This window comes from Nigerium sp. (assembly GCF_039811905.1).
In the GTDB taxonomy this organism is placed as follows: Bacteria; Actinomycetota; Actinomycetes; order Propionibacteriales; family Propionibacteriaceae; genus Propioniciclava.
This window is the reverse complement of the sequence record NZ_JBDHZL010000096.1, coordinates 1-10,219: the sequence shown is the minus strand read 5'-3', so window position 1 is coordinate 10,219 and position 10,219 is coordinate 1. Positions and strand designations below refer to the sequence as shown.

Sequence of the window (10,219 nt, the reverse complement as noted above, 5' to 3'; positions counted from 1 at the left end):
TCACACCTTGCGGATCTTGATCCACTCGATGTCGTGGGTGACGTCCTTGCGGAGGACCACCGTCGCGCGGCCCCGGGTGGGCAGGATGTTGTCGCGGAGGTTGGGCCCGTTGATGGTGTCCCAGATCCCGCCGGCCTGCTCGATGGCCTCGGCGTCGCTGAGCGAGCGGTACCGGTTGAAGTAGGACCGCGGGTCGCGGAAGGCGGTGTACCGCAGGCTCATGAACCGCTCGATGTACCAGCGGCGCAGGTGCTCCTCGGCGGCGTCCACGTACACCGAGAAGTCGAAGAAGTCGCTCACGGCTAGGGGAAACGACCCCGGGCCCGAGCGTCGGCGCGGCGGATGCAGCACGTTCAGCCCCTCGACGATGAGTACGTCGGGGTGGCGCACGACCGTCTCCTTGCCCGGCACGATGTCGTAGACCAAGTGCGAATACTCGGGCGCGCGCACCTCGGGCGCGCCCGACTTCACGGCCATCACGAAGCGCAGCAGCTTGTGCCGGTCGTAGCTCTCCGGGAAGCCCTTGCGGGCCATCAGCCCGCGCCGCTGCAGTTCCGCATTGGGGAAGAGGAAGCCGTCGGTCGTGATCAGGTCCACCCTCGGACGCCCCGGCCCCTTGCTCAGCAGTTCCTTCAGCAGCCGCGCCGTCGTCGACTTGCCCACGGCGACCGAGCCGGCCACGCCGATGACGAACGGGACGCGGCGCTCGCTCAGCCGCAGATAGTCGTGGCTGCGGCGATGCAGGGTCGCGGCGTCCGCGATGTAGATGTTGATGAGCTCGGTCAGCGGGAAGTACACCTGCCGGACGTGGTCGAGGCTGATCGGGTCCTGCGCCGACCGCACCTCACGCACCATGCTCTCGGTCAGCCGCATCGGACGCCGTTTCGACAACTGCGCCCACTCCGCGCGCGTGCGCGTGACGTAGGGGCCGTCCAGCTCCTCGTCCTCGGGCGCGTCGTCGATCACCCCAAACCTCCCTGTTCTACGAAGGGTTAGCCTGCCACAGTCCTGCCATCGCGAGGCGCTACGCTGACGCCCATGTGCGGAATCATTGGGTACGTCGGGCCCCGCGACGCCAAGACGGTCGTGGTGGATGGGCTTCGGCGCATGGAGTACCGGGGCTACGACTCCGCGGGCGTCGCGATCGTGGCCGACGGGTCGGTCGAGATTCGGAAGAAGCAGGGCAAGCTGTCGAATCTGGAGGCCGAGCTGGCCGAGCATCCGCTCGCGGAGGCGTCCGTCGGCATCGGGCACACGCGCTGGGCGACGCACGGCGCGCCCACCGACGTGAACGCCCACCCGCACCGCAGTGCGAACGGGCGCGTCGCCCTCGTGCACAACGGCATCATCGAGAACTTCGCCACGCTGCGCGCCGAGCTGGAGGACGACGGCGTCCACTTCGTCTCCGAGACCGACACCGAGACCGCCGCCCAGCTGCTGGGCCGCGAGCTGGACCGCGGCGCGACCCTGGTCGACGGTATGCGCGCCGTCTGCAACCGGCTCGAGGGCGCGTTCACGCTCGTCGCGGTGGACGCCGAGCACCCCGAGCGCATCGTCGCGGCCCGCCGGAACAGCCCGCTCGTCGTGGGCGTCGGCGAGGGCGAGATGTTCGTGGCCTCCGACGTGGCCGCCTTCATCGAGTTCACCCGCGACGCCGTCGAGATGGGCCAAGACCAGGTGGTCGAGGTCACGCGCGAGGGCTACGAGGTGACCGACTTCGACGGCAACCCCGGCCCGTCCAAGCCGTTCCACGTCGACTGGGATCTGTCGGCCGCCGAGAAGGGCGGTTACGACTGGTTCATGCGCAAGGAGATCTACGAGCAGCCGAAGGCCGTCGCCGACACGCTGCTCGGGCGCTACAACGAGAACAGCGAGCTGGTGCTCGACGAGATCCGCATCGCGCCCGACGAGCTGCGCCGCATCGACAAGATCATCATCGTGGCCTGCGGCACCGCCTACTACGCGGGCCTCGTCGCCAAGTACGCCATCGAGCACTGGACGCGGATCGCCTGCGAGGTCGAGATCGCCTCCGAGTTCCGCTACCGCGACCCGATCATCACCTCCGACACGCTGGTCGTGACGATCTCCCAGTCCGGCGAGACCGCCGACACGCTGATGGCCATCCGGCACGCGCGCCTGCAGGGCGCCAAGGTCATCGCGATCTGCAACACGAACGGCGCGACCATCCCGCGCGAGTCGGACGCCGTGATCTACACCCACGCCGGCCCCGAGATCGGCGTGGCGTCGACGAAGGGCTTCCTGACGCAGGTCGCCGCCTGCTACCTGCTCGGCCTGTACCTGGCCCAGGAGCGGGGCACGAAGTTCGGCGACGAGGTGTCCGGCGTGATGGCCGAGCTGGAGACGATGCCCGAGAAGATCCAGGCGGTGCTCGACAAGACGCCGCAGATCCTCGAGCTCGCGCGGCAGTTCGGCGAGCACGAGTCGATCCTGTTCCTGGGCCGGCACGTCGGCTACCCGGTGGCGCTCGAGGGCGCGCTGAAGTGCAAGGAGATCAGCTACATCCACGCCGAGGGCTTCCCCGCCGGCGAGCTGAAGCACGGGCCGATCGCGCTGGTGGAGGACGGCATCCCGATCTTCGTGATCGTGCCGCCGCAGGGCCGCGATCAGCTTCACGACAAGGTCATCTCCAACATTCAGGAGGTGCGCGCCCGCGGCGCGCGGACCGTCGTGCTCGTCGAGGAGGGCGACGAGGAGGTGCGGCCGTACTCCGACGAGATCATCGAGCTGCCGCGCGTCTCGACCCTGCTCCAGCCGCTCGTCGCGACCGTGCCGCTGCAGTTGTTCGCCTGCGAGCTCGCGACCCTCAAGGGTCACGACGTCGATCAGCCGCGCAACCTGGCGAAGTCCGTCACGGTCGAGTGAGCCCGGGCAGGCTCGGGGCATGATCGTCGGGATCGGCGTCGACGTCTGCGACCTGGAGCGGTTCGGCCGCGCCGTCGAGCGTCCGCGCGTCCGCGATCGGCTGTTCGCGCCCGCCGAGCAGTCCGGGGCCGTCCAGACGCTCGCCGGGCGGTTCGCCGCGAAGGAGGCGCTCGCCAAGGCGCTCGGCGCGCCCGAGGGCCTCGTCTGGACGGACGCGATCGTCACGAAGGACGCCGGGGGGCGTCCGGGGTTCGCGCTGTCCGGCACCGTCCGGGCGCGCGCGGACGCCTTGGGTGTGACGACGATCCACCTGTCCATCACCCACGACGCGGGCGTCGCCGTCGCGATGGTCGTGTGCGAGGGTTAGTGGGTCAGGCGAAGCCGAAGGGTTGAACCATGCGCGACATCTACAGCGTCGAGACGATCCGGGCGGCCGAGGAGGCCACGGGCGAGCTGCTGGCCTCCGGCGTCCTCATGCAACGGGCGGCGTCCGGGCTGGCGTCGGCGATCATGCGCGAGCTGCGCGGCCCAGGCCGGGGCAGCGCACGCGGACGCCTGCGCGGACGCCGGGTGCTCGTCGCCGTCGGCTCCGGCAACAACGGCGGGGACGCCCTGTGGGCGGCGGTGCGGCTGCTGCGGCGCGGCGTCCGGGTGTCGGCGTGGCGGTGCGGCTCGCGCGTGCATGAGCAGGGCTGGGACGCCTTCGTCGCGGCCGGCGGCCGCGACGTCGACGCGGTCGGCGCGCTCGGGGCCCTTCCGGACGCCGACCTGGTCGTCGACGGCGTCCTCGGCATCGGCGGGCGCGCCGGGCTGCGGCCCGAGGTCGCGCTCTTCGCGGACGCCTGCGCCGACGCCGGCGTCCCCGTCGTCGCGGTGGACCTGCCGTCGGGCCTCGAGGCGGACGCCTGCCGCGCGGAGGTCTCCTTCCGCGCCTCGCTCACCGTCACGTTCGGCGGCCTCAAGGCCTGCCACGTGCTCGAACCGGCGCGGACGCGCTGCGGGCGCGTCGAGGTCGTCGACATCGGCCTGCACCCGGGCGAGCCGATGCTGCGGCAGTGGGAGCCCGCCGACCTCGCGGCGGCCTGGCCCGCACCGGGGCCGACGTCGGACAAGTACTCCCGCGGCGTCGTCGGCATCGACACCGGCTCGAAGCGCTACCCGGGCGCGGCGGTGCTCTCCACGGGCGGGGCCGTTCACGCGGGGGCGGGCATGGTCCGGTACCTGGGGTCGGCGACCGAGGCCGTCGTCGCGGCGTTCCCGAACGTGGTGACGGCGTCCGGACGCGTGCAGGCGCACCTCATCGGCTCCGGCTGGGGCGATCGTGCGGACGGCCCCGAGGTCGTCTCCGCGAAGCTCGACGACGGCGTCGGGGTGGTCGTGGACGCCGACGCGATCGCCCTCGTCAAGGGCCGTCGGCTGGGCCGCGGCGTCCTGCTGACCCCGCACGCCGGCGAGCTCGCGCGGCTGCTGGGCGTCGACCGGTCGGCCGTCGAGGCCGAGCCCGCGGGGCACGCGCGCTGGGCGGCGTCCGAGACGGGAGCGACGGTGCTGCTCAAGGGGGCGACCCAGTACGTGGCGACGCCCGACGGCAACGTGACGCTCGCCGTGCCCGGCCCCGCGTGGACTGCCCAGGCCGGGTCGGGCGACACGCTCGCGGGCATCGCGGGCGCGCTGCTGGCGGCCGGGCTGTCAGCTCGCGATGCTGCGCTGGCGGGGGCGTCGATCCAGGCCGAGGTCGCGCACGCGTTCCCGGGGCCCCTCCCACCCCAGGAGCTCGCCCAGCGGATCGGCCAGGTGGTGGGCCAACTGCTCGCGGTTGCTCGCGATCGCTGAGCGGTAGTACTGCACGAGGCGGGCGCAGACGGCGTCCCAGGTGCGCGGCGCGACCCAGGCGCGTGCCGCCGCCGAGAAGGCCGCCCGCTTGCGGTCGTCGCCGAGCAGGTCGGCGACGTGCCCGCGCATCGCGGCGAGGTCGCCGGGCGCGTAGAGCCAGCCGGTGTGGCTGGGCTGGACGAGGTCGATCGGCCCCCCGGACGCCGGCGCGACCACCGGGACGCCGGAGGCGAGCGCCTCCTGGATCGTCTGCCCGAAGGTCTCGAGCTCGCCCGGGGTGACGAACACGTCGAAGGACGCCACCGTCCGCGCCAGCTCCTCGCCCCGGAGCTGGCCGAGGAAGATCGCGTCGGGGAGCTGGGCCTCGAGTTCGGCCCGGCAGGGGCCGTCCCCGACGATGACCGTCTGCGTGCCGGGCAGGTCGGCCAGCACGCGCAGGTCGGCGACCTGCTTCTCGTGCGCGAGGCGTCCGAGGTAGCCGATGATCTTGCGCCCAGGCGCCAGCCGGGCGCGCAGTGCGTCGTCGCGCCGGGCCGGGGAGAAGAGGCGTCCGTCGACGCCGCGTCCCCAGTGATGAAGCCGTCCGACGCCGTGCTGGCGGAGCTGATTCATGCTGGAGGTCGACGGCACGAGCGTCAGCGTCGCCGCCTCGTGGATCAGCTTGACGCGCTGCCACAGCAGCGGTTCGAGCGCGGGCAGCCGGTAGCGGGCGGCGTAGGAGGGGACGTCGGTCTGGTAGATCGCGACCGTCGGCAGCCCGAGGTCGCGCGCGGCGAGCAGCCCGCGGTAGCCGACGTTGATGGGGGAGGCGAGGTGGACGACGTCGGGGGAGAAGCCCGCGAGCGTCCGGGCGAGGAGCACGCGCGGCGTCGCCGCGATGCGCACCTGCGCGTACCCCGGCATCGGGACCGCCGCCATCGGCACCACGGGCGCGCCGCGGTAGTCCGCCGGCATGCCCTCGGCTTGGGGGGCCAGGATCAGCAGGTCGTGGCCCTGCTCGACCAGGTGGTCGGCGCAGCGGACCACCGAGTTGGAGACCCCGTTGACGTCGGGAAGGAACGATTCTGTCAGGATGACGACTCGCACGTGATCAGTGGAAACCACCGACGTGAGCGGCGGCCGACCTTCGTGTGACGTCCCGGCCAACGGGCAGCGAACGTGCCGATTGTCGCTGGACCACCCCGCACGTAGACTCTGGCCGGTTTCTACTGTCTCGAGGGTCCTCATGTCTGATGCCGTCGCCACGCGGAGCGAGCGCGCCGCCGACGATTCCGCGCTGCCGTCGGGCAGCTTCGCCGCGGCGCCGCTGCCCGACGGCCGGCTGGTCGTCGTCCGGCGGGCGCTGCCGGCCGACGCCCCCGACGTGCTGCGCGTCATCCACGCGGCGTTCGCGGGGCGTCCCGTGCGGTCGAACCTGCCGGCGGCCCTGTCGGAGACCGACGCGACCATCCGTGCGGCGATCGAGGCGTGCGCCGGCTTCATGCTCGAGGTCGACGGGGAGGCGGCGGCCGCCACGATCCTGAGCCATGACGGGGACGCCTATCAGCTCGGCCGGGTGGCGGTGCGTCCGAAGTTCCAGCGGCTCGGGCTAGCGACGATGCTCGTGTCGGCGCTGCTGGAGGCGCTCGCGCTCAACGGCGTCGCGCGGGTGACGCTGCTGGTGCGCAAGGAGTACCCCGAGATCGGGCGCTGGTGGGCGGGCCGCGGGTTCCAGTTCGTCTCCCACGAGGGCGAGCACGCGCGCATGGAGGCGTGGCTGCCCGTGGTCGTGGGGGTTCCGGACGCCGACGCGATGCGCGACCTCGGCCGCCGCGTCGCCGTGCTCATGCGCCCGGGGGACGTCATCATCGCGAGCGGCGACCTGGGCGCCGGCAAGACGACGTTCGCGCAGGGGCTCGGCGCCGGGCTCGGCGTGGACGGCCCGGTGATCTCGCCGACGTTCGTGCTGTCGCGCGTGCACCGCGCGCGCTCGGGCGGCCCCGGCCTGGTGCACGTGGACGCCTACCGCCTTGGCGACGCCGCCGAGCTCGACGACCTCGACCTGGACGCGTCGCTCGACGACTCCGTGACGTTCGTGGAGTGGGGCTCCGGGATCGCCGAGGGGCTGAGCGACGTCCGGCTGGCCGTCGACATCCGCCGGGGGATCGACCCGGCCGACGACACGCGCTGGGTGTTCCTGAACGGCATCGGCGGGCGCTGGTCGCGCGCCGAGCTGGAGGCTGCGGCCCGACCCGAGGAGAACAACGCATGATCACGCTGGGGATCGACACGTCGTCCGACGTCGTCGCGGGGGTGGCCCGCGACGGGCTGGTGCTCGCGGCGGGGGTCGTCGCCGACCGGCGCGCGCACGCCGAGCAGCTCATGCCGCTCGTGCGGGAGCAGTTGGCCGAGGCCGGCCTGACGCTCGCCGACGTCGGCTCGATCGCCGTCGGCGTCGGCCCGGGCCCGTTCACGGGCCTGCGGGTCGGCGTCGTCACCGCGACGACGCTGGGCGCGGTGCTCGACCGGCCCGTGCGCGGCGTGTGCAGTCTGGACGCCGTGGCCGCCGCGTGGACGGACGCGCCCGAGGAGTTCGTCGTCGTCAGCGACGCCCGCCGCCACGAGGTGTACTGGGCGCGCTACGCCGACGGCCGCCGGGTGACGGGGCCGTTCGTGACGCCGGCGTCCCAGGTGCCCGACCTGCCGCTGGCGGGTCCGGGGGCCACCCTCGTGCGCAGCGCGGTGGCCGGCCCGGCGGCGATCGACGCCGGCGTCCTGGCCGCGGCGGCGTCCGGGCTGCCCGACGAGGGGCTGGAGCCGCTGTACCTGCGGCGTCCCGACGCGGAGGTCTCGACGAAGCGCAAGTCCACGATCGTCCAGCCGCGGCTGGCGTTCGGCGGCCGCCGGTGACGCTCGGCGTCGCCGAGGCGTCCGATCTGACGGCGATCGCCGCGCTCGAGCGCGGCGCGTTCGCCCACGCCGCGTGGAGCGAGCGCGCGTGGGCCGAGGAGCTGAGCGCCGGCAACCGGAGGGTCTGGGTGTACCGGGACGCCGCCGGCGCGCTGTGCGGCGTCGCGACGTTCGCGCTGGCCGGCGACGTCGTGGACCTGCTGCGCGTCATCGTCGCGCCGGACGCCCGCGGCCGCGGCCTGGGCCGTTCGCTCGTGCGCGCGGGGCTGGTGTGGGCGTCCGAGGTGGGCGCGGAGCGCGTGATGCTGGAGGTGGACGCGGCGAACGCCCCGGCGCTCGCGCTCTATCGTGGCCTCGGCTTCGAGGCGATCGCGACGCGGACCGGCTATTACGGGCCGGGCGCGGACGCGGTGATCATGAGCCGCGACGTGGCCCCGGCCGACGGGCCGGGGGCGGCGTCCGGCGAATCCGAGACGGAGAAGAAGGTGGAGGCGTGAGCGAACCGCTGATCCTGGGGATCGAGTCGTCGTGCGACGAGACGGGGGTGGCGATCGTCCGCGGGCGGGAGTTGCTGGCCAATGAGGTGGCCTCCTCGGTGGAGCAGCACGTGCGGTTCGGCGGGGTCGTGCCCGAGGTCGCCTCGCGCGCGCACCTGCAGGCGATGGTGCCGGCGCTGAAGCGAGCGCTCGCGGCCGCGGACGTCGACCCGGCCGAGCTGGACGGCGTCGCCGTGACCGCGGGGCCGGGCCTGATGGGCGCGCTGGTGGTGGGGCTGTCGGCGGCGAAGGCGCTCGCGACCGCCCTGGCCAAGCCGCTCTACGGGGTGAACCACCTGGTCGGGCACGTCGCGGTCGACCTGCTCGATCACGGCGAGCTGCCGACGCCGGCGGGGGCGCTGCTCGTGTCGGGCGGGCATACCTCGCTGCTGCGGGTCGACGACATCGCGACCTCGGTGACCGAGGTCGGTGCGACGATCGACGACGCGGCGGGGGAGGCGTACGACAAGGTCGCGCGGCTGCTGGGGCTGAGCTACCCGGGCGGCCCGGTCATCGACAAGCTGGCCGCCGAGGGCGACCCGACGGCGATCGCGTTCCCGCGCGGGCTGACGGCGCAGCGGGATCTGGCGCGGCACCGGTTCGACTTCTCGTTCTCGGGGCTCAAGACGGCCGTCTCGCGGTGGGTGGAGCTGCGGCGCGCCGATGGGCTGGACGTTCCGGTGGCCGACGTCGCGGCGTCCTTCCAGGAGGCGGTCTGCGACGTGCTGACGGCGAAGGCCGTCGATCTGTGCGAGGCGTCCGGGCTGGAGCATTTTCTGCTCGGCGGGGGCGTCGCCGCGAACTCGCGGCTGCGCACGCTGCTGGAGGAGCGGCTGACGGCGGTCGGGGTGGAGCTGCGCCGGCCGCGTCCGGGGCTGTGCACCGACAACGGCGCGATGATCGCGGCGCTGGGCGTCGAGGTCGCGCGGCGCGGGCTGCCGCCGTCGGCACTCGACATCGGGGCCGACTCGGGGCTGCCGGTCACGACGGTCCTGGTCTGAGCATGGCGGGGGCGGTGGCGTCCGGGCGGCGATTGCGGGCGAACCTGCTGCTCGGGCTGTGCGCGGCGATCTGGGGTTTCGCGTTCGTCGCGCAGTCCGAGGGGGCGCACATCGGGGCGTTCACGTTCAACGCGTCCCGGTTCGCGATCGGGGCGGTCTCGCTGCTGCCGCTGGTCGGGTGGGTCGACCGCCGCACCGGGGTGGACGCCGCCGCGCGCCGGGCGCGCTGGCGCGGCGTCCTCGGGCCGGGGCTGTGGTGCGGGGCGTTCCTGTTCGGCGGGGCGACGATGCAGCAGATCGGCATCGAATCGACGACCGCGGGCAACGCGGCGTTCGTGACCGGGCTGTACGTGGTGATGGTGCCTCTCGTCGGGGTGCTCCTCGGCCGCCGGACCGCCTTGACGACCTGGGTGGGCGCCGGGCTAGCGCTCGTCGGGCTGTACCTGCTGACCGTGACCGCGGCGTTCACCGTGAACCCCGGCGACGTGTTGTGCCTGGTCGGGACCGTGTTCTGGACCGGGCACATCCTGTCCGTCGGCCACTTCTCGCGCCGGCTGGACGCGCTGCGGCTCTCCGTCGCCCAGTTCGGCGCCTGCGCGCTGTACGCGGCGGTCGCCGCGCTCTTCCTGGACGCCGCCCCGTTCGCCGGCGTCCCGGACGCGCTCGGCCCCGTGCTGTTCGCTGGGCTCGTGTCGACCGGCGTGGGGTACACGCTGCAGGTCGTCGCACAGCAGGACGCCCTGGAGTCGCACGCCGCGATCATCATGAGCCTCGAATCGATGTTCGGGGCGATCGGCGGGGCACTGTTCCTCGGGGAGGTCATGACGCCCCGCGGGTACGTGGGGGCGGCGCTCATGATGAGCGGGATCATCCTGTCTCAGCTCCCGCCGCCGGGGTCGCGCTGGGGCCGGCGGCGGGCGTCCGTGCCGGTTCCGGAGCCGCCGTCCACCGCGCTGGCCAAGGAGTGAGCATGGCGTCCGGTGGTGCGGTGAGCGTGCCGAACTGTGGGGTGCGCGTGAGCGTGCTGAGCGGAGGGCGATGATGAGCGGGGCGAGCGTGAGCGCGCCGGGCGGAGGG

9 protein-coding genes and 1 pseudogene are annotated in these 10,219 nt (G+C 73.4%); 8 read left to right on the top strand and 2 right to left on the bottom strand.

Annotated features, from left to right (window positions below; genetic code table 11):
* Window positions 1-966 (bottom strand): type I pantothenate kinase, encoded by a 966-nt coding sequence (coaA, locus tag WMJ97_RS12485; RefSeq protein WP_347349326.1) that lies wholly within the window; start codon window positions 964-966, stop codon window positions 1-3.
* 72 nt (window positions 967-1,038) lie between these two features.
* Here coaA and glmS point away from each other — a divergent pair, with 72 nt between their 5' ends.
* The 3 genes and pseudogenes from glmS to WMJ97_RS12470 form a co-directional block, all read left to right on the top strand.
* Entirely contained in the window at window positions 1,039-2,883 is a 1,845-nt protein-coding gene (gene glmS / locus WMJ97_RS12480) for a glutamine--fructose-6-phosphate transaminase (isomerizing) (protein WP_347349325.1), read from the top strand.
* Between the two features lie 19 nt (window positions 2,884-2,902).
* Entirely contained in the window at window positions 2,903-3,250 is a 348-nt protein-coding gene (locus tag WMJ97_RS12475) for a holo-ACP synthase (RefSeq protein ID WP_347349324.1), read from the top strand.
* Between the two features lie 29 nt (window positions 3,251-3,279).
* Window positions 3,280-4,572: pseudogene (locus WMJ97_RS12470) on the top strand (bifunctional ADP-dependent NAD(P)H-hydrate dehydratase/NAD(P)H-hydrate epimerase); the annotation flags it as partial.
* Here the strand turns inward: WMJ97_RS12470 and WMJ97_RS12465 are convergent.
* Window positions 4,573-5,802 carry a glycosyltransferase family 1 protein gene (locus tag WMJ97_RS12465; RefSeq protein WP_347349323.1) on the bottom strand — a complete coding sequence of 410 codons (1,230 nt, stop codon included), beginning with the start codon at window positions 5,800-5,802 and terminating at the stop codon, window positions 4,573-4,575. It abuts the pseudogene before it with no gap.
* Window positions 5,803-5,941: 139 nt separating this feature from the next.
* Here WMJ97_RS12465 and tsaE point away from each other — a divergent pair, with 139 nt between their 5' ends.
* Genes tsaE through WMJ97_RS12440 form a run of 5 tightly spaced genes read left to right on the top strand, consistent with a single transcriptional unit; the run spans window position 5,942 to window position 10,110 of the window.
* Window positions 5,942-6,967: a tRNA (adenosine(37)-N6)-threonylcarbamoyltransferase complex ATPase subunit type 1 TsaE gene (tsaE, locus tag WMJ97_RS12460; RefSeq protein WP_347349322.1), complete on the top strand. Its 1,026-nt coding sequence runs from the start codon at window positions 5,942-5,944 to the stop codon at window positions 6,965-6,967.
* The gene (gene tsaB, locus WMJ97_RS12455; RefSeq protein WP_347349321.1) at window positions 6,964-7,605 is read left to right on the top strand and encodes a tRNA (adenosine(37)-N6)-threonylcarbamoyltransferase complex dimerization subunit type 1 TsaB; all 642 of its coding nucleotides are present in this window, start codon (window positions 6,964-6,966) and stop codon (window positions 7,603-7,605) included. The genes tsaE and tsaB overlap by 4 nt, the downstream gene beginning before the upstream one ends.
* Window positions 7,602-8,102 carry a GNAT family N-acetyltransferase gene (locus tag WMJ97_RS12450; RefSeq protein ID WP_347349320.1) on the top strand — a complete coding sequence of 167 codons (501 nt, stop codon included), beginning with the start codon at window positions 7,602-7,604 and terminating at the stop codon, window positions 8,100-8,102. Before tsaB ends, WMJ97_RS12450 begins: the two co-directional genes overlap by 4 nt.
* Complete coding sequence (tsaD, locus tag WMJ97_RS12445) at window positions 8,099-9,142, top strand: tRNA (adenosine(37)-N6)-threonylcarbamoyltransferase complex transferase subunit TsaD (RefSeq protein ID WP_347349319.1); 1,044 nt, start codon at window positions 8,099-8,101, stop codon at window positions 9,140-9,142. Before WMJ97_RS12450 ends, tsaD begins: the two co-directional genes overlap by 4 nt.
* Window positions 9,143-9,144: 2 nt before the next feature.
* Complete coding sequence (locus tag WMJ97_RS12440; protein WP_347349318.1) at window positions 9,145-10,110, top strand: DMT family transporter; 966 nt, start codon at window positions 9,145-9,147, stop codon at window positions 10,108-10,110.
* Window positions 10,111-10,219: the final 109 nt, after the last annotated feature.

What these genes read in the sequence shown, in the direction of transcription:
- glmS (WP_347349325.1), top strand. Translation starts at nt 1,039, where the DNA reads ATGTGCGGAATCATTGGGTACGTCGGGCCCCGCGACGCCAAGACGGTC.
- tsaE (WP_347349322.1), top strand. Translation starts at nt 5,942, where the DNA reads ATGTCTGATGCCGTCGCCACGCGGAGCGAGCGCGCCGCCGACGATTCC.
- WMJ97_RS12440 (WP_347349318.1), top strand. Translation starts at nt 9,145, where the DNA reads ATGGCGGGGGCGGTGGCGTCCGGGCGGCGATTGCGGGCGAACCTGCTG.
- tsaB (WP_347349321.1), top strand. Translation starts at nt 6,964, where the DNA reads ATGATCACGCTGGGGATCGACACGTCGTCCGACGTCGTCGCGGGGGTG.
- WMJ97_RS12475 (WP_347349324.1), top strand. Translation starts at nt 2,903, where the DNA reads ATGATCGTCGGGATCGGCGTCGACGTCTGCGACCTGGAGCGGTTCGGC.